The 19,145-nt window shown below is 47.4% G+C and carries 19 protein-coding genes and 1 pseudogene; 18 read left to right on the forward strand and 2 right to left on the reverse strand.

Annotation, left to right across the window (positions count from 1 at the left end; all coding sequences use genetic code 11):
- Positions 1-31 precede the first annotated feature (31 nt).
- The 3 genes from nadE (at position 32) to ACQ5DJ_RS20365 (ending at position 1,897) form a co-directional block, all read left to right on the forward strand.
- The gene (gene nadE, locus ACQ5DJ_RS20355) at positions 32-784 is read left to right on the forward strand and encodes an NAD(+) synthase (protein WP_069851448.1); all 753 of its coding nucleotides are present in this window, start codon (positions 32-34) and stop codon (positions 782-784) included.
- Between the two features lie 2 nt (positions 785-786).
- The gene (locus ACQ5DJ_RS20360; protein ID WP_429844034.1) at positions 787-1,611 is read left to right on the forward strand and encodes an MBL fold metallo-hydrolase; all 825 of its coding nucleotides are present in this window, start codon (positions 787-789) and stop codon (positions 1,609-1,611) included.
- A gap of 64 nt (positions 1,612-1,675) precedes the next feature.
- Positions 1,676-1,897, forward strand: a complete 222-nt coding sequence (locus ACQ5DJ_RS20365; protein ID WP_392426971.1) for a hypothetical protein — start codon at positions 1,676-1,678, stop codon at positions 1,895-1,897.
- 64 nt (positions 1,898-1,961) lie between these two features.
- Here the strand turns inward: ACQ5DJ_RS20365 and ACQ5DJ_RS20370 are convergent, their stop codons facing one another.
- On the reverse strand, positions 1,962-2,447 hold the full coding sequence (locus ACQ5DJ_RS20370; protein ID WP_429844035.1) for a DUF2062 domain-containing protein: 486 nt from the start codon (positions 2,445-2,447) through the stop codon (positions 1,962-1,964).
- Between the two features lie 212 nt (positions 2,448-2,659).
- Here ACQ5DJ_RS20370 and ACQ5DJ_RS20375 point away from each other — a divergent pair, with 212 nt between their 5' ends.
- From ACQ5DJ_RS20375 to ACQ5DJ_RS20405, 7 genes are all read left to right on the forward strand, one after another.
- Positions 2,660-3,289 carry a DedA family protein gene (locus ACQ5DJ_RS20375; RefSeq protein ID WP_429844036.1) on the forward strand — a complete coding sequence of 210 codons (630 nt, stop codon included), beginning with the start codon at positions 2,660-2,662 and terminating at the stop codon, positions 3,287-3,289.
- On the forward strand, positions 3,282-3,800 hold the full coding sequence (locus ACQ5DJ_RS20380) for a YkvA family protein (RefSeq protein ID WP_429844037.1): 519 nt from the start codon (positions 3,282-3,284) through the stop codon (positions 3,798-3,800). Before ACQ5DJ_RS20375 ends, ACQ5DJ_RS20380 begins: the two co-directional genes overlap by 8 nt.
- A 19-nt stretch (positions 3,801-3,819) precedes the next feature.
- The gene (locus tag ACQ5DJ_RS20385) at positions 3,820-4,767 is read left to right on the forward strand and encodes a 3'-5' exoribonuclease YhaM family protein (protein ID WP_429844038.1); all 948 of its coding nucleotides are present in this window, start codon (positions 3,820-3,822) and stop codon (positions 4,765-4,767) included.
- A 123-nt stretch (positions 4,768-4,890) separates the two neighbouring features.
- A complete protein-coding gene (locus tag ACQ5DJ_RS20390; protein WP_429844039.1) occupies positions 4,891-6,453 on the forward strand; it encodes a YcdB/YcdC domain-containing protein in 1,563 nt (520 codons plus the stop codon).
- A gap of 166 nt (positions 6,454-6,619) precedes the next feature.
- Positions 6,620-7,615 (forward strand): hypothetical protein, encoded by a 996-nt coding sequence (locus ACQ5DJ_RS20395; RefSeq protein ID WP_429844040.1) that lies wholly within the window; start codon positions 6,620-6,622, stop codon positions 7,613-7,615.
- Entirely contained in the window at positions 7,612-7,887 is a 276-nt protein-coding gene (locus tag ACQ5DJ_RS20400; protein ID WP_429844041.1) for a hypothetical protein, read from the forward strand. The genes ACQ5DJ_RS20395 and ACQ5DJ_RS20400 overlap by 4 nt, the downstream gene beginning before the upstream one ends.
- Positions 7,888-7,968: 81 nt before the next feature.
- The gene (locus ACQ5DJ_RS20405) at positions 7,969-10,038 is read left to right on the forward strand and encodes a YecA family protein (protein WP_429844042.1); all 2,070 of its coding nucleotides are present in this window, start codon (positions 7,969-7,971) and stop codon (positions 10,036-10,038) included.
- Positions 10,039-10,111: 73 nt separating this feature from the next.
- Here the strand turns inward: ACQ5DJ_RS20405 and ACQ5DJ_RS20410 are convergent, their stop codons facing one another.
- Positions 10,112-11,329 (reverse strand): MFS transporter, encoded by a 1,218-nt coding sequence (locus ACQ5DJ_RS20410; protein ID WP_429844043.1) that lies wholly within the window; start codon positions 11,327-11,329, stop codon positions 10,112-10,114.
- Between the two features lie 228 nt (positions 11,330-11,557).
- Here ACQ5DJ_RS20410 and ACQ5DJ_RS20415 point away from each other — a divergent pair, with 228 nt between their 5' ends.
- The 8 genes and pseudogenes from ACQ5DJ_RS20415 (at position 11,558) to ACQ5DJ_RS20450 (ending at position 18,966) form a co-directional block, all read left to right on the forward strand.
- Positions 11,558-12,511: a carbohydrate kinase family protein gene (locus ACQ5DJ_RS20415; protein ID WP_429844044.1), complete on the forward strand. Its 954-nt coding sequence runs from the start codon at positions 11,558-11,560 to the stop codon at positions 12,509-12,511.
- A gap of 57 nt (positions 12,512-12,568) precedes the next feature.
- On the forward strand, positions 12,569-12,706 hold the full coding sequence (locus ACQ5DJ_RS20420) for a hypothetical protein (protein ID WP_007717021.1): 138 nt from the start codon (positions 12,569-12,571) through the stop codon (positions 12,704-12,706).
- A gap of 229 nt (positions 12,707-12,935) precedes the next feature.
- Entirely contained in the window at positions 12,936-14,396 is a 1,461-nt protein-coding gene (locus ACQ5DJ_RS20425) for an LCP family protein (RefSeq protein WP_429844045.1), read from the forward strand.
- A gap of 175 nt (positions 14,397-14,571) precedes the next feature.
- Positions 14,572-14,885, forward strand: a pseudogene (locus ACQ5DJ_RS20430) (hypothetical protein).
- A gap of 75 nt (positions 14,886-14,960) precedes the next feature.
- The gene (locus ACQ5DJ_RS20435; RefSeq protein ID WP_429844046.1) at positions 14,961-15,437 is read left to right on the forward strand and encodes a hypothetical protein; all 477 of its coding nucleotides are present in this window, start codon (positions 14,961-14,963) and stop codon (positions 15,435-15,437) included.
- A gap of 140 nt (positions 15,438-15,577) precedes the next feature.
- On the forward strand, positions 15,578-17,581 hold the full coding sequence (locus ACQ5DJ_RS20440) for an FAD-dependent oxidoreductase (protein WP_429844047.1): 2,004 nt from the start codon (positions 15,578-15,580) through the stop codon (positions 17,579-17,581).
- A gap of 165 nt (positions 17,582-17,746) precedes the next feature.
- Positions 17,747-18,043 carry a hypothetical protein gene (locus ACQ5DJ_RS20445; RefSeq protein ID WP_429844083.1) on the forward strand — a complete coding sequence of 99 codons (297 nt, stop codon included), beginning with the start codon at positions 17,747-17,749 and terminating at the stop codon, positions 18,041-18,043.
- Positions 18,044-18,117: 74 nt separating this feature from the next.
- Entirely contained in the window at positions 18,118-18,966 is an 849-nt protein-coding gene (locus ACQ5DJ_RS20450; RefSeq protein ID WP_429844048.1) for a YtnP family quorum-quenching lactonase, read from the forward strand.
- Positions 18,967-19,145 lie beyond the last annotated feature (179 nt).

The raw sequence follows: 19,145 nt of genomic DNA on the forward strand, positions 1-19,145 counted from the left end.
GGAGAAATAATCAACCCTGGGGGTAGGTAGCGTGGACAAGTTTCAAGAACATCTGGCGAACTACCAGATTCATGTAAAAGAAGACGTGGAAAAACGTATTGCCTTTATTCGTGAGCAAATAGACGGAAATGGCCTCGGCGGTGCAGTCGTCGGTATTTCTGGTGGGATTGACAGTGCTGTTACGGCAGCGCTTTGTGTTCGTGCTTTAGGCTCTGAACGCGTTATTGGCGTTTGGTTGCCTGCTTACTCGCAAACCCTTCATGAAACAGATTCCAAGCGACTTGCTGAAGCGATTGGCTTGAATTTGCACACGGTAGATGTAGGTCCTGCCTACGACGCTTTGGTTCCTGCTATCGAAGGTGTACTTGGGCTTGATGACAAAACAAAGGGAAATACAAAGGCTCGTTTGCGCATGACAGTGTTGTACGCCATCGCTAACCAAAAAGGATACTTGGTAGCGGATACGTGCAACCTTAGCGAAATTCATGTTGGTTATATGACAAAAGGCGGAGACGGTCTTGCCGACTTTAATCCAGTAGCAAGCCTGACGAAGCATGAGATGCGAATACTCGCAGCTGAGCTCGGGGTGCCTGGGGAGATCATTACGAAGCCGCCTTCTGCCGATTTGTGGGAAGGGCAGACGGATGAACAAGAGATGGGCTTCACCTATGAGGATCTCGATCGTTTGCTGATCACAGGGGAAACTCGACCAGAAGCCAAAGAACGCATTGATTACCTGCATCGAATTTCTGAGCATAAGCGCAACATCATGCCAGGCATATAGATATGGCACAATCCTACAAGCTGTTTACAAGTTGTCTGTGGCAAACGACCAGTGCAGTTGTATCAACCGAGCAACGTCTCTACTTGTTTGACCCGGCCTATTTTCCCCATGAGATAGAGACGATTGCTGATTATGTGCAGAGTGAGAGGAATGGAAGGGAGCTTATTCTCGTCCTGACTCACGGAGATTGGGATCATGTCGTCGGAGTTGGCAAATTTCCTGATGCCACAGTCATTGCACAAAAGGAAATCCTCACCGCTGGGCGGATCGAGAAGAAGCTGAACAAAGCGAAACGGTTTGACGGGTCGTATTACGTGGTCAGATCGTATGAAGTAGGAATGCCGACATTCGCGAAATTAGTAGAGGATGCACAGGATTGGCAGGAAGTCTCTTTCTTACCTGTACCAGGACATACACCCGATCAGATGGCGACTTTGTTCCGGGAGCAGAAGCTGCTTGTTGTCGGTGACATGCTATCCAATTTGGAGTTCCCGTTTATTGATGATAGCAGTGCCTATTTGGATAGTCTGGAAAAAATCGAGCGGTTGGTCCTTCAAGGAGAAGTGGATGAAGTCATTCCTGGACACGGAGTACCTGCAAAAGGACGCGAGGAAATCCTGCATCGGATAGAACGAGATCGCCAGTATTTGTTGGATGCACGTGCAGTTGTTTTCGAGGGTATCGCCAATAACGTAGGGGAAGACGTACTCAGAGAACAGTTTTCCCAACTGACGTATGATGGTGTATCGATCGATGAACATCTCCTTGCTTCCCATGACGAAAACCGGGATCAACTATACAAGGAAGCTATTTCGCAGAAAGGTTGATTATTCCACGGTTTTATAAGATAATAGGGGTTACGCAAATCTTTCTAGGAAAGAGGTGGAACAGATGTCTACGACTGAATTGATGCTGAGAACAAGTCTGGAAGGACGTGTGAAGCGTACGTTGCAAACGTACTTCCGTCGCCCTAACGACGTGTTGATAAAGGAAAGCCTCGGAGCGAACGGTTTGTCCCCAGAGCAAGTGGAAGTAACCGTGGAGCTCTTGAATGAAGAAAAAACTGTTGCCGAGATCATGGAGTACCTGCACGATAAAGGCTACTTTGCATAACATTGCGAGCAAAAAAGACCGGACTGACATTCAATTGTCGGACCGGTCTTTTTTGTTCGAACGATTAAGGGGTAGGGCTTTCCTCAGGTAATGAGCGCCGCAATTTCTTGCGACGATACAATTGAAGGCCAGTTAAAACGAGAAAGTAGCTCGCGAAAGCGACAATCAGCCCCATGATGGCACTCCCCGTAAAATAGACAAGTCCTTTTTCTTTCACCCAGACAAGCCATTCCATCCCAGGCTCGTGATGGATCAGATGCCCTTGTAACGGTTTGCCGATCAACACGTATCCAATATTGTAATTGAAAAGGATGAAAAGCGGTAAGATGAGCTTTCCGATCACAAACGCTACCAAGCTAGCGGGAAAACTGGCGCGAAACAGCTTGCAAAGTGGGAAAAGAAACAAAAATGCGAGGCCAAAAGTAGGTAGGGTAATGAACTCAATGAAGATTCCGAGCGAAAATCCGCGGGCGACAAAAGCTGGAGCCCCTTTCATTCTCAGCACCTTGTAATATTCGAATTTTAGCTTTCGATATGTTTTTTTCCACATCCGTGCTATCCCTCGTTTGTCCCAAGTCATTTGTCTGTCATATCCCCTAAGGGTAAGGTGAATGGTGAAGCTGTATTCGTTTTTCGGTTGATGTAGTAGAGTATCTCCAAGTTGGCAAAAATTAATAGTTGCCATACGAGCTCTGATTTGAGAATGCGCCTTTCTTTTGGCATAATGGAAGAGGGCAGCTTGCTGGAAAAGTGGTGACATTCGTGGCAGATGTAGTGGGAACCTTTGGTGACTATATTACGCAATATGGGTATGGCGCCTTATATGGATTGTTCTTTCTAGGAATTTTGGGGATGCCCTTGCCTGAAGAAACGCTGCTCGTTTTTTCTGGATTTCTTGTCTCAACGGGAAAATTGCAATTTTGGCCTACTTTTTTCGTCTGCTTTCTCGGTTCCGTCACAGCGATGACGGTGGCATACTGGATCGGCAGAAAGTTAGGCTACCCTTTTCTCGAACGATATGGGAAACGACTGGGGATGGGCTATACGGTTTACAAAAAAACGGAAGAGTGGTTTAATCGCGTCGGTAAATGGGCGCTTCCGCTAGGCTATTTCATCCCTGGTGTTCGTCAGTTTACGGCCTATTTTGCGGGGATCACGCGATTGCCATTTCCGACTTTTATGCTCTATACCTATTTGGGTGGGCTGTTTTGGAGCTTGCTTTTTGTGACGCTTGGCTGGCAATTAGGAGAACGCTGGGATGAGCTGTTTGATTTGATTGCTCGTAACCTCGCGATTTTCTTTATCGCTTTGCTCGCATTGATCGCAACCTGGTCATATTTCAGACACAAGGCGAATGTAAAAAAGCAATTACGGAGGGATCAGAATGAGTGAAGAAAACCGCAACGAAAATCTACTGCCTGTGGTTCAGAAGCCAACCGAACTGGTTCCTGTAGTATTACCGGAAAAACATCAGCGATTTTACGATAAATTGCGTGAAAAAATCGAAACGTTCATTAGAGACAAGGGAGTCAATGATTCAGTAGCCAACTTTATATTGCTTGCACCCGATTTGTTTGTTCTCTTGGCCCGTCTTATGCTGGACAAGCGCGTAGGTGTTCAATCAAAAGCGTTAGCGGGTGTAGCGGTTGCCTACTTCATTACCCCGGTTGATTTTATTCCGGAAGTATTAGTCGGCGGATTTGGACTTGTGGACGACGTCATTTTGGCTGTTTATGCTTTGCGCAAGATTTTGGTGGATATCGATGACTCGATTGTACGTGAGCATTGGAATGGCGAAGAAGATCTCTTGGCTGTCATTACGAAGGTGATTCGATCAGCGGATGATCTGGTTGGCAAGAAAATCGTGAAAAAGCTGGAAGAAACCCTGTTCCGAAAAAAATAAGCTAGGATGGGACAAATAGATGAAATATTTATTGGATTATCTAGAGGGAGAGCGTGTTGTCGCTTTTTGCCTGATTAAAAGCAAGGAAGCTGGTGTAGCGAGTAACCAGAGTGAATACTTGAATCTGGAGCTGGGAGATCGCTCTGGTACGATCATGGCAAAGCTGTGGGATGTCAATGCAGAAATGAAGGAATGGATCAACGTCAAGACTGTCGTGAAGATCGACGCTGCCGTCCAAATGTATCGTGGGAAGAAGCAACTGGTGATTCAACGGATCAGACCTGCTTCCGCTTCAGACGAAGTTCAGATGGAGTCCCTCATTCCGATCTCACCAATTCCAGTAGATGAACTATGGACAAAGCTTATCCATGCAGTCGACAGTCTGCAGAGTGCCACGCTCAAGGCCATAATTCAAGAAGCGCTGGCAACAGAGGAGATTCAGGATCGCCTTCGCCATTATCCGGCTGGCGTTCGCATGCACCACAACTATTATCATGGTTTGCTCGAGCATATTGTCTCTCTGTTGACGGCGGCACAGAGCCTCTTGCCACTTTATCCACAAGTAGACAGGGATGTACTAGTTGCGACTTGTATCTTGCACGATATTGGAAAACTGTACGAGCTATCTGATCCCATCGCCCCGGATTACACCACGCCAGGTCAGTTAATTGGTCACCTGGTCATGGGAGTCGAGATGGTGAGCGGCATTTGCCGCAAGCTAGATATTTCTTTAGGGGACGCGGAGGTTCTGCACTTGAAGCATTGCATTTTGAGTCATCATGGAGAGGTAGAAAACGGTTGGGGCAGTGCTGTATCTGGAAAAACGCCTACAGCTGTCATGTTCCATTACCTGGACCAGATCGACAGCAAAATGAACGCTTTGAGCCAAACATTAGCGGACATGACGGAAGAAGAGGAATGGGCGTACGCTGGCGTGCTTAGACGAAAAGTCTGGCGCGGGTATTAATTCATGGAACAAAAAGCCAACTGCTAAGCAAAACGAAGCAGTTGGCTTTTTTTAGATAAATCAGAAACGTTTTTGCAGGAAGCTCGTCTTAACAGTAATGTCTTGTAATTAGGAGGTATTCATTTGAAAAAGCGAAACAGAGCTGCCATGTTAGTATTGGCAGTCAGCATGGTCACGACACCAGTCGCACTTCTGCATCCGTTGTCTTCCTATGCGTATGATGGCAAATCAAGCCTGGAACCCATTCAGTTGCCAGCAGACATCGTTCACTTGTTAACAGAATTGAAAGAGGACTATGTGCCTCTCATGAAAGACCTTCATGTGGACTCATACGGAGGGACAAGCAACTCGGGGTATGTCATTAATCTCTCGGATCGAAAGAGTGTCATTACCACGAATACGACGCTCAATATCTCCACAAATGGAGAGGGAGATATGACACAATTTGTTCTGCATGATGTGAATCGAGACAAAACAACTAAAATGAATAAAAAGGAAGCCTATCAAAAATCTGTCAATTTTATTCGAAATTACATAGCGGTTGACCATGTTATTTCCCCGCAAGCGATGCTCTCTTTCGATCGTGCGTCAGAGCTGGATCATCTGGCAGTTGTTAGTGTCTACCCACAGTTGAACAATACATGGGTGGACAAAGAGACAGCGCGGGTCATGGTTGATGCAAAGGGACAGGTTGTCGGTTTTCAGCAGGATAAGGTAAAGCTTCCTACCCCAGCAGAGGTAGCGGACCCAAGCAAGGCTGTACCACTCGAAAAGGCAATGAAGGAGTGGCAAGACAAGGTATCCATGGAATTGCTCTACGATGAGTCAGCGGGCAAGCTCGTTTACGTACCTGAACAATTGCCAACGATAGATGCTCTGTCTGGTGAAGAAGTTCCTTCTGTGTATAAAACAAAGAGTGGGACAATGAAAATCAAAGGAACAGCAGACATAGGTGTCTGGCGAGATACGAAAAAAATGGAGCAAATGCTCGAGAAGGATTTTGGCCTGAAGCTGAATCAACGCACGTACAAAAATGTAAAAGAAGACAAAAAGTATAAAAACAGTGACATCGATCGCCATGAATGGAATGCGAACTCGTATCAAAGTGCGTGGATTACCCTCGACCGTAAATCAAAATCACCCATTGAATTCAAGCTGGATGGTCCCGTAGAAAAGGAGCTTGAGAAGCCGCTCACGCATGATGAGGCAAAAGACATCGCAGTACAATTTGTGGAGAAATACTTATTGTCCAAAGAACAATCTTTCTCCGTAAAGGAGACGAGTCTTGTAGAAAATCTGCCGGGTTGGGCGGATCAAAATCTGGTGCGGCCGATCAGTAGCTTTGCTTTTCATCCTGAGATTGACGATATCCCTACGAAGAGACCACTGTTCTACATGGAAGTGGACGCAAAGAAGGGCAATGTAGTCCTTGTTCAAGTAAATGACCTGCCGTCCATGCCTGCTAGCATCAGTAAAGACGGTATTGTCAAGGATGAGAAAGCAAAGGATGCGTATGTCAAACAAGCAAATCTGCGCTTAGCATACTGGTATCCGAAGGTAGGTACACATTCAGCGAAACTGCCGCAGCTGGCCTATTTGCCGACGGCCGATGCCAAGTCTTTGCAGATCGATGCTGCAACGGGGGCAGTGGAAGAAAGCTGGCTGGAATGGAAAGCGTCCCACTAAGCATTACCCGACATGGTTTAGAAGCCATGTCGGGTTTTCCTTTTCATCATTATCGGAATTCATAAACACTTCAAGTCAGGTAGGATTTTTTTTCTTTTTGTAGAATATCTTCTTGATTCCCATTTGAATTGGCAAACAATGCCGATCACGAGAAGGAGAAAGTGCAATGAAACGGCCAACTTATACCCTACCAAGTATTGTAAAAAAGGTATTCCGGCCCGGTGAGCGCTCCCTTCCACGTACGGAGATCTGCTCCCGGATGGAAGCGAATGAGCTGAATGCTTTTTTGGATCTGGACTGCAAGACAATACTGGACAAAGTGTTGAACATGGAGCAGTCTCCAGTGCGAGTTGGAAGCTCAGAGGCGATCGTAGAGATCACTCACCAGCCGCATCAAGTGTACGACTTGGCTCATCGCTATTTACGCGATTGCCAAACACCAAAAAAGCTTGAGCAAATTGTCGCAGAGCTGCGTCGTCAAACGCAGTTTGGCTGGAATCAGATTCTTCGTATGCTGCAATTGGAACGCGATCCTCGCTTTGTGCAATATCAAGGCGACAGCAGATGGTTTTTGGCAGAGTGGACTTTGGGCAATGACCAAGTGTATGCGTTTTGCCGCGACAATGGCATTACGCAGGTAGCTGCTCGCACATTAGTCCATTTTCTGGAGCAGGAAGTAGGGATTGCTGCAGATGCTGCTTTTCTCCCTGCGCAAGATGACCGCTTCCGCATTGACGGTGATACCATGTACATCATTGCTCGTAGCGAAGATTCCAAGGAAGAGCAGGCGGCCCTCGAGGTTGCTGTTGCTGCCCCTTCTGTATCGATAGGAAACAGCGAGTCCGTCTCAGAAGAAGTTGCATCGGAAGAACCAGCGAATCCCTTACACCAGGTGGAAGAACAACAAGAACAATTATTTACCAAGGAGGAAGCTACTATGTCTACGATTACCAACCAGCAAGTTCTCGAGGAAGTACAAAAATTGATGCAAGAAGCTATCGACCGCTTGGAGACAAGAAACCAAGAAATGTCCCAAGAAGTTGTCGCTCATTTTCAACAAAGCAATATGCAAGCTATAGAAGTGCTGATGAAAGAGAAACATAAGCATGAGCAGATCGTACTTGGCATTCAACAGGTTCTGGCGACCAGTGAACAACAATGAGTAAACTTGAGGCTACGATCCGGTTAGAGCAGAGATTTGCCATCCTGCGCGAGGTTATCGCGGGCTATCGGATTCGCCTTCAAGAAATGGAGAAGGAAGTAGTGGCGCTTTTTGCCACGAACCAACTCTCTGCTATTTCAGCATGCATGGGCGAGAAGCAGCGCATCGTCAGGTTGATGAATCGACTGGAACAATTTATTGTCCAATGGGAAAGCAACAACACGGATGTGGGTATCGCACATGAACCTAAGCGAGAACACTTGAACACATGACGAATAATGCGGTAAAATAGGGGGATTGTGCATGATTCCCCGCGCATGCCGCGTGGGATGGAAAGGAGATCCAAACCCTCTATGTCGGTAGGAAGAAACGAACTGTGCCCTTGCGGGAGCGGAAAAAAATACAAAAAATGCTGTGGGGTTGTCACTCCTATTACGGAGCTGCGTAGCCGCCACGAGCAAAAGTTACAAAAAGAATACGCTGGCTGGGTCGAAAGACTGAACCATTTTGTCGGCGCAAATGTAACCAGCGAGACGATTCAAGAAGCGCGGAGTCGTTTTGCCGAAGAAGTAGGCTTGAACCAAGAGAGTGTCGCACGTGCTGAATGGGCAGCCCATTTCTTCAACTGGTGTGTATTGGATGTCAAAACAGGTGGAAGTACGCTGCTTGAGAACTATATCAAACAGCATGGACGTCGGATGGAGCCTGATCTTCGCCGTGCGTTTGCTGGATTGCACCTGAATGTTTATGAAATCGTGGAAGTGGATCGTGATGTCATCACGGTTCAACAACCGATTTCGGAAGAAAAACACTATCTGCTTCGTGCCAATACGTTGAATGTTGTCCCTGGACAATTGATCGTAGGGCGCCTGCTGAATCTAGGTCTGCGTGATATGCTATTCTCTGGCAGCATCATCTTGCAGCCACATGTCAAGGAAAGCCTGCTCGAGTGGTTACACCAGCATCCAGAAGTAGAAGCTGCGAAGGCAGATACAAGCAAGAGAAGCTATACGACAGAGCTGTATCACTTCATCGTTCAATTTGGTGAAGCGGCAAGCGAGTCGGAAGCGCCGAAGCAAGAATCACTTCTGCGTCGTACCTATGCGATGCCAGATCGTAAACAGCTACTGAAAGTAATCGAGTCGAACCCTGCATTTGAACTGAAAAAACGGGATGGTGCTCGTGAGACTTGGGTATATGCGACACGCAAGGAAGAGCATTTGTTCCCGAATTTAAAGGATGCCTTGCTGGAGCTATACGAAGTACAGGCAGAAGTGATTTTGCAGGAGGACAGCCTGATTCTGGAAGGGTATGCATCGCAGTTAGATGAAGTCGCAGAGCTTTTACTGCTGCTTGCATTTGAGAACGAAGAGGAGATTCGCGTTCTTACTTCAACGGGGTCTCGTTTGTCTAAAGGAACTCTGTTTATCACGAGTCAGCCTACTTTGCCACCAAAAGTGTTGCAGTGGGCAGTCCAAACCTATTTTGCTGAAAAATGGCTGGTTACTTCCCATGAACAGCTCGATGATTTGGCTCCACTCTTGGTTGCGGCTACAGAAAACAAGGAGCTGCATGAAAAACTCCACAACTTGATGGAGCAAATGGAACAGGATCATAAAATCGGCCAAGGCTTGGCTCGCTTTATCCGAATGGACATGCTTCGTCCTCGCCTCTCGTTGTCAAATGACAGCCTGCATGTGCATAACCTGCTGCGCCGTCCGTTGATCGAGGGGTTGCCGGAGAGTGTGTACACCGTACATCCTGACAGACTTGCGGATATCAATCGCTTCGTGCAAGAGATGACTGAAGGCAAGTCGGAAGCAACCGTCAAAAAGTACGATGAGGTCATGAACAACTTCCGTTCATTCGTCAGAGGAGCGTTTGGCCCAACTTTCACATGGCAGCAGTTGCGTAGAGAGGACCTGGTATACTTCCTCGTCCACGACATTTTCACGCGCACAGACGCAACGACCAAAACGTTGGCAACCAATCTGATGTCTGTTTTGACGGCGTTCTTCAAATGGCTGGATAAGCAAGGACCTTACGCGCTTTATCCTGTCATGCAGCCATTATTCGCCGAGCTGAAGGAAACATTGCCGGAATCCTATCGCTTGCGCGGTGTGCTGGAAAAGGAAGCGACTCAAAATCTTTACAGCAACCCGATGGCGATCAAAGATATCACGGAAGAATCCATACTCGTGCAAGGAATCACTTCATCTGGTTGTACGGCAAAGCGTGCGAATGGCGAGACAATCAAGTTGTCTATTAGCGCTGAATTGGGTGCTTCGCTGGCAGCAGATTGGATGATCCATGGCTTGTTCGGTCAAGGTGAGGATGGTACTTGGAGACTGTATGGTACGCCTGAAGTGTATCCACCAGTCATTGCCCAAGTGCTGGGCGCACCAACAGGTGTATTAGTCTAGAACCCCTAGCATAAATAAAAACCCGAGGATTCGTGTCCTCGGGTTTTTTGTTTTGACTTTTCTTTGGTATAGATTAGTGAGCCCATTCGCGGAGTGTCTTGTCTTTCGGCAGCCAAAAGCCCATAAACCCGATCAACGGGAGGAACGAACATAACAGAATGACAAAGCTCAGACTGTAGAGATCGGCGAGATAGCCGAAAACGAGGGCGCCCATGCCTCCCATTCCAAAGGCAAGCCCGATAATCAGCCCGGATACGGTACCGATTTTGCCAGGCAATAGCTCCTGAGCGTACACGACTGTGACGGAGAAGCTGGAAAGCATGATAAAGCCGCTGATCACCAGTAATGGAAAAGCCCAATAGCCTGAGACGTAAGGCGTCAGCAATGTCAGTGGAAGTGAACCGAGTGTGGAAATGATGAGCAAGTTCCTTTTTCCGAATCGGTCAGACAGCGGTCCGCCAAAAAATGTCCCAATCGCTCCTGCGAAAAGAAAACCAAAAATGACGAGCTGTGCACTGGCGTAATCCATATCTTTTACATACATCAAGTAAAACTGGTAAAAGCTTTGGTAGCCAGCATTCATCCAGGACCGCACACTGACGATGACGATCAGGAGGCCGACGGCAATCAGCCGCTTGTTCCGATTCGTATACGTGACAGGTGCGGCAGTAGCCTTTTTCAAACGCTGTTGCCCACGATACCAGAGAGCAACATAGAGCAAGATGCCGCTAGCTAATAGCGCGGGTAACAGAAACCAGGCAGCCCCTGTCTGTCCCAGGTTCGCAAAGACCAGGATGGTCATCAAGGGGGCGAGTGCTTGCCCAGCATTTCCACCTACTTGAAAAATGGATTGTCCCAGCCCTCTGCGAGGACCAGATGCCAAGTGGGCGAAGCGTGAGGCTTCTGGGTGGAAGATGGCTGAGCCAATTCCAACACAGGCGACTGCTAGGAGAACGAAATAGTAGCTGCCGGAGAAAGCGAGTGCGAGCATCCCCACTCCCGATACGATTAAAGCCAGTGGAGGCAATAAAGGAATCGATTTACGATCGGAGAAGTAACCGACGAATGGTTGCAAAACAGATGAAGTAAGATTCATGACGAGTAAAATCATTCCGACTTGTGTAAATGTTAATGCCAGATTCTTCTCTACAATAGGAAGCAATGCAGGGATGACCGCTTGCAAACTGTCGTTTAACAGATGCGCAATGCTAATGGCAAAGAGCATGCGATAGACAGTCGGTGCCGCAGTCCCTGCCGGTGTAGAGTGAATGGGTGTTGATGAGGCACTCATGTCAGTTCATCCCCAATCTTTCTTAGGTAACTTACTTTTTATTTTTTTCAATGTAGCATGGATTCTACAGGACGTCATCCATGAATGATGGGAATATGATGGTCGGGAATAAAGGATTTGATCTGTCAGGAAGTTTTTAAAAAGGTAGGTAAATGGGGAGACACTGTCGAAAAAAGAGAGGATCACAAGGGACTAGACCATGAGCAGAAGGCTAGGGGGAATGCTGGAATGCTGGAAGGTATAACAGAATACTGGCTATGCGTGGGAGGAGCCAATGTTGACGTGCAGGGAGTCACTTCTGCCAGACTGTTGCCTGGGACAAGTAATCCGGGTGAAGTACATCAAGCAGCAGGCGGCGTAGCTCGAAACGTGGCGGAAAATCTGGGATGGCTAGGAGAAGAAGTGCAGCTGTTTGCTCTGGTAGGAGAAGATGCAGATGGCGAGTGGCTAAGACAGGTCACAGCAAATAGTGGAGTGGCTACCCATGGCATGTTGCGAATCGCAGGGAAATCGACTGGGCGCTACTTGGCCATTCGTGATCGCGACGGTGAATTGTACACGGCTGTTGCAGATATGGAACTAAATGAAGAGTGGCCAGCAGAGATTGTCCAGCAAGGTCTCAAACGCTTGCCTCGGGCGGCAGGCTTGTTTCTGGATGCCAATCTTCCCGTCGAGGTTATGCGGGCATTTCTGGCGGAAGCCAGAAGACTCGACAAAAAGATCATCGTGGACCCTGTTTCTGTGAAAAAAGCAGAAAAATGGAAAGGGTTGCTTGAAGGTGTACATATACTTGTCGCGAGCATTGATGAACTGGAAGTGTTAGGTGGCCAATCCCTTCATTCCTATAATGATGTGGAAATATGCGCGAAAAAATTGGTGGCAGAAGGTATTCATCAGGTCATGGTCATTTGTGGGGAAGCAGGGCTGTGGCTGTGCACCGCACAGGAGGAAAAATGGCTTGCTGCCCCTACTATGCCGATTCGAGAGTCCGCGGGAGATGCGTTTGCTGCGGGTATCATTTATGCGCAAAACAAAGCGTTGTCCCTTACAGAACAAGCAGCTTTCGGCGTTGCTCTTGCCGAGATGAGAACAAAGGGAAATGGCCGATACGATATCGATGCCCTTTTGGCACGAAAAGATTACTATGCCGCAAAAGAAAGACAGGTCCTCGACAGAGAATGAAAATACATAGCTTGACGTACACTACCCGTTAGTTGGTACAGAGGAGGAGTGTATGTCATGGAAAAGAAATCGAATGATGTGAACGGAAAACAAGAGAGCCATGTTCGGCAGGGCGGAGATTCACACCGCTCTAAAAACAAGCGTCCTGAAGGTCCTGTACAAGGGTTTAGTCAGGCGCCACGCGGCTTGCAATAAGCCAAAAATTATATATGCAACTAAAGTCCCCTTATCGACAAAAAGATGGGGGACTTTTCGTTTAAAGGAACATTTTTCTACAAATGCAGACAACGATATGGTACAATACCTGAATCAGAGTATTGCCAACTGAAGAAAAAAGTGGTGCATAATGTCGAGTGGCACAATTCAAAATCGTGCCTCCCTTTACTTTGTCAAAAAGCGTGCGCGAACAAGGAGACTGATTCATATGCCAGATACTGTTGTGAAAACACGCGCTTCAGCTTCTCGAAAGAAACAGCCGAGCCGTAATCGAAAAATACGTAAACTCGTTGTATCCTTCACATTGATCACCCTGCTGCTGGTTGGCGGTGTGGCTGGAGCAATTTATTGGAAAATTGAGGACACTCTGACGGAAGTAACGAACCCTGCAAACAGCGGATTTACTTCGCCAGTATCCCAAAATGTCGATCCTGTTTACCACTCGGATAAGCCAATGTCGTTTGTATTGCTTGGTTCTGATTCCCGTCCTGAAACAGGTTCCATGAATACAGACGTAATGATTGTGGCAGTTGCCAACCCAAAGACGAAGAAAGTTACCATGGTATCGATTCCGCGGGACACACGCGTCAAGATCCCAGGCTATCGTGACTACCATAAGATCAATTCTGTCTATGCCAATGGCGAAGCAGAACGCAGGCAAGCAGAGCGAAACAACCAGACGGTTACTGAAGATGGTATTTCCTTAACGAAGAAAACGTTGAATGAAGTACTGGGTATTCCGATTGAGCATTTTGTAGCCATTGATTTCGATGGTTTCAAAGCGGTCATTGACGAATTAGGTGGTGTGGAAGTCAATGTGGATCGCAGACTGGTATACGATGATCCAACTGACGATACACACATCAATCTACAGCCAGGAGTTCAAAAACTGAATGGTGAGCAAGCACTTGGTTATGTACGACATCGTCATGACAACCGTGGAACGAAGTACTACTCCAGTGACTTTGACCGTAACCGTCGCCAACAAGAGGTCATCAAGGCTGTTGTGGACAAAACGGCTTCTCTTGAAGGCTTAACAAAGATATTTAACGTCATGGACGTAGGTGCCAAGAATATACATACCGATCTTTCCAAGGATCAGATCAAAGGCTTGGCCTACGATTTCAAAGGATTTAATTCCTCTACGGTCACCGCATTGGATAATGGGGCATATTGGCAGGGCGGATACACATATCTCGAAAAAGAAAAGCTCGAGTCTGTTCGCGATTCCTTGCAATCAGAGATGGGAGTAAGTGGGAGCGTCGTAGCGTCGCTCAACAATTCTCCGATACTCGGGTCCGGTGAAGCGGTAGCGACAAGCAACAAGAAGAGCGTCAAGAAGAAAACGACCGAATCTGCTGCGTCAACACCATCGAAACAAAAAACGGAGGCTCCGAAAGAACAAGAGCCGAATTCAACAGACAATCAAGACGGTACGGCAAATGAAGGTGCAATGCCGCCACCTGATGTCGTAAACCCAGAAGGACAAGGTCAGTCGACAGATCTAGGTCAGGGAGCACAGACTCCTGCGACTGATGCAACACAGTCACCTGGGACTGTACCAGCAGGTAATAACGGCAACAACGCTACTCCACCGCCGGATATCATCCCGCCGTCCAGTCAGGATGCAGGTCCTGCACCTACACAAGGATCGAGCACGAACTCTTAACGAGTCCCAAAAACACCCGTTCATCACGAGCGGGTGTTTTTATTTGTCGATTCATTAAAAAATTTTAAAAATTCGTTTATGGAAAAGGTTTAGAAAACACCAATTTCGTGGTACAATAATAATATGCTGATAAGACAGATTAATCAGATAATTATTACTGACTGGAGGGATTTCTATGACGATTTTCTTGGTGAACCTGTTCCTGGTGATTGCTTTTGTGTACCTGATCAGCCGCCAACAAAACGAAGAGTTTGTGTACGATGAAGATTTTTTCCTCCAGAACCCTTCAGCTTTGGAAGAATATCAGCAGATGCCGATTGATTTCCAGCATGCCTTTTTCCGCAAGCATAAAGAGTGGATTAAGGAAAAATATATGCGCGGAGAAAGCTACATTTTAGGTTACTGTCCAAACAAAGAAGTACGTCTGCCTGGCTGTCAGAATTCATGAATCAAAAAAATATGAACAATACACCGACCCCTTCCTCGTGAAGGGGTTTTTCGCATCTGTAGAACTCGTGCTATACTGCTACGAGAGGATATCGTGAAACAGGAGGAAAGAAGCACGTGCTACAATTTATGGTGGAAAAACTAAATGAACAGTTACATATGCATGGAATGATTTCGGATATCGTCTTGCGCTCCGATCATTCGATGCTGGAAGAGTCGGAAGGGCAAGAGGTTCTGATCACGTTTTCCGAGGCAGAAGATGAAAAGCAACCAACGGCTACCATCCATCTGTTTTCGCTTGCGGAAGAGGACAGCTGTGAAATTGAGGTGGAAATTGACTATCCTTATTGCCTGCAAGATGAGGAGATTCAACAATTATGGACGCAAGCAAAAAGCTTGGTAGCAGAGTGCTCGCTGACTGAAAAGCGCCGCTTTGTGGAGTCTGGCAAGCAGGCGGCAGCGAATGTCGTGCTGGATTATCACTTTGTTGTACAGATGCCGCGAACTGAAGCGGAGGAAATCGCATTTTCAGAAACCATCGCAAGATTTTCCGCAGATTTGGGGATGCTCGTCAAACTCGGCACACAAAAATAGGCTGTACATAAAGAAAGCTCAGGGGTAACGTCCTGAGCTTTTTGCATGAAATGTGAGGAAGGAGGAATATGAGGAGGAGAGAGAGAATCGTATAGATAATGAAAATGAATGAGTATTCACTCGTTGGGAGGGCGTTTAACGTGGAACTTTCAAAAGTATGGGAACCGATTCAAATTGGTTCGATGACGTTGCCAAATCGGATAATGATGGGGTCCATGCACGTTGGATTTGAAAAGCTAGAGAATGGTGTAGCGCGGCTTGCTACCTTTTACGCAGAGCGTGCTAATGGAGAGGCAGGTCTAATCGTGACAGGAGGGGCTGCCGTACATCCAGAAGGCGGCATGGGAGACGAGTATTGCAATGTATACCAAGACGAGGATATCGAGAAATTGCGTCTGATCACGAAAGAGGTTCATCAAGCCAATGGGCGAATTGCGTTGCAGCTGTTCCATGCCGGGCGTTACGCGTACAAGGAAGCAACAGGATTAGACCCGGTAGCACCATCGCCATTGCAGGCGCCGATAAACCGTTGGAAGCCGAGAGAGTTAAGCGCAGAGGAGATCGAAGCGACCATCCAATGCTTTGCTGATGGCGCCGTCCGTGCTAAAAAAGCTGGATTTGATGCCGTAGAAATTATGGGTTCGGAAGGATACTTGATCAATCAATTTTTGTCCCCTGTGACCAATAAGCGGGAAGATGAGTGGGGTGGGGACTTTTTACGCAGAGCCTGTTTTGGCATCGAGGTGGCTAAACGTGTCCGCCAAGCAGTGGGACCGGATTATCCAGTCATCTACCGGATGTCGGGATTGGACTTGATGCCAGATAGTACGACGATGGAAGAGACATTGCAATTTGCTAAAATGCTGGAGGAGGCAGGAGCTGATGCTCTCAATGTCGGAATTGGCTGGCATGAATCTCAAGTACCGACGATTGGCATGATGGTTCCGCGTGGAGCATATGTATGGGTGGCACAGCAAGTCAAGCAGGTCGTGAACATCCCGGTTATTGCCAGCAATCGAATCAGCGACATGCGCCAGGCTGAAAAGATTTTGTATGAGGAATGCAGTGATATGGTTTCGATGGCCCGTCCATTTTTAGCGGACCCGTATATTGTTCAAAAAAGTAAAGAGGGACGCTTTGATGAAGTAAACACATGTATTGCTTGCAATCAAGCCTGTCTCGACCATATCTTTGATGGGAAGGTAGCCTCCTGTCTAGTCAATCCTCTCGTGGGCAGGGAAGCAGAGTGGCAGTTGGTTCCAACGGAAAACCGAAAGAAGGTAGCTGTAATCGGAGCGGGGCCAGCCGGCTTGGAGGCAGCTCGTGTATTGGCAGAGCGAGGGCATCAGGTAGTCATCATGGAGGCCAAAAAACAGATCGGTGGACAATTAAACTACGCCAGACAGGTGCCGGGTAAAGAAGAATTTAATGAAACGCTTCGCTATTATCGGACAGAGCTTGCGCGTCTTGGTGTCGAAATCAGGCTGGGAACACTGGCAGAGGCAGAAGCCCTGATCGAAGAAGGCTTTGCAGAAGTTGTGGTGGCAACAGGAGTCATTCCTCGGCGTCCAGAGATTCCAGGTGTGGAGCTCGGACATGTGAAGGGATATGATGCGGTATTTGAAAAGCGCACCAAGGTCGGTAGACAAGTAGTCATCGTCGGTGCGGGAGGAATCGCATGTGATTTGTCCCATTTGCTGATGCACGACGAAACGATCTCACCGAAGGCAGCGGAATACTTGCAGGAGTTTCGGATTCTGGATGGAAGAGCTGTACAACAACTGCAACAGCGAAAAAGAAAAATCAGCATGCTGCGGCGTGGGAAGCATGTCGGATCGGGCTTGGGCAAAACGACGCGCTGGGCAGTTCTCGCCAACTTGAAGCGACGTGGTGTAGAGATGCTGACACAAATTGAATACAGCCGGATTGCAGAAGAAGGGGTATACTTCATTCAGAACGGGGAGGAACGCATGATACCTGCTGATACGGTCATTGTAGCGGCTGGAGCGACCTCCAACAATTCGCTATACCACGCATTGCTTGATCGGCTGCCTGTGCACCTCATAGGCGGGGCTAAAGAAGCGGGAGAGCTCGATGCCAAGCGAGCCATTTTGGAGGGTGCGACTGTAGGAAGAGCGATTTAAGGCGCTCGAAAGATTTTCTATTTCGAAAACAAGGGTGATCGGATATGATTAAGAAAAGTATGTCGTCTTTTTAGAAGTTTTGTCGAATCGCTTTTCAACGTCCGCTAATTCTTGCAAAATGAAGTTATACTGTTCAAATTCATTTGATTGGGGGCTCTCGCCTTGATGAACCATAATGGCATTCTCTTAGGGAAACGTTACTTCCTGTACTCGTTAGCACGGCTAGTAGAGGTGGAGGGATGGACGTTTACGATAGCCCCGGGGTTTAAGATGATCGCAGGCGGGAGTGCCAATCCATTACAGACATTAATCAGCGTTTACCGAGAGAATGAAAAGGTAGCGCAACTCGTGCTTCATCATAGACGAAGTGATTCAGATGTCACTGTGCAGGCTGTATCGAGTGATCTCCTGTTAGAAATCGCCCCGGCGACTAGAACTGTAAGTGTAGCAGAAAAGCTGTAAGGCACCCTGAACGGGGTGCTTTTCACTTTCGATCTTCAATCATCATTCCGAGCAATCGAGGAGGCGGCAGGATCATGGTAGGGAACGAATGGCAGGTAGGTCAGTTTCAATTCTCTTGGCTGAGAGGTGGACTAACGAAGTTGGACGGAGGCGCAATGTTTGGAGTCGTCCCCAAGCCGCTCTGGAGCAAAAGATACCCATCAAATGATCTCAATCAAATCCCTTTGCGTGCTGACCCGATCCTGGTACAGGCTCATGGCAAGCGTATTTTGATTGAATCGGGAATGGGAAATGATCGGCTAACGGAAAAACAGAAGCGCAATTTTGGCATGGAAGAAGAGTCTCAAGTGCTGGACTCCCTCGCTGCACAAGGATTGACTCCTGCCGATATTGATATCGTCATCATGACACATATGCACTACGATCATGCCAACGGACTTGTCTCTATTCGTGATGGAGAACTTGTCTCTACATTTCCACAAGCTGTCATCTACGTGCAAGAGCAGGAATGGGCGGAGATGCGAGAGCCGAATATTCGCTCGAAGAATACATATTGGGAAGAAAACTGGCGTCCAATTGAGAAGCAGGTGAAGACGTACGGAGCTTCGCAGGAAGTTGTGCCGGGAATTACGCTTCATCATACAGGAGGTCACAGCCAGGGACATGCTATCGTGCGGATGGAGACAGAGGGGCAGCTGCTTTTGCATCTAGCGGACATCATGCCTACACACGCCCATCAAAATCCATTATGGGTGATGGCCTACGACGATTACCCGATGACATCCATCTTTGCAAAAGAGGAATGGGTCAACAACGGAATCAAGCAAGGAGCTTGGTTCACGTTCTACCACGATAGCGTTTACCGTGCGGTGAAATGGAACGAACAGGGAGAAATGATTGATCGGATAGAAGTTATTTTGTAAAAAGGACAAGCAAAGACCGTCAGTGTTTACTGGCGGTCTTTTGCGTTGTCTAAGGTCACCGTGTCCAACCCTATCGAAATTTTGATTACTCTAATAGAAATGTTTCATAATCAAAAAATTTTGAATGCTCATTGACGAACGACCATTGCCTCTCTACAATGGGAACATCACAGAGCATC

This window comes from Brevibacillus sp. FIR094 (assembly GCF_050477165.1).
Taxonomy (GTDB): domain Bacteria; phylum Bacillota; class Bacilli; order Brevibacillales; family Brevibacillaceae; genus Brevibacillus.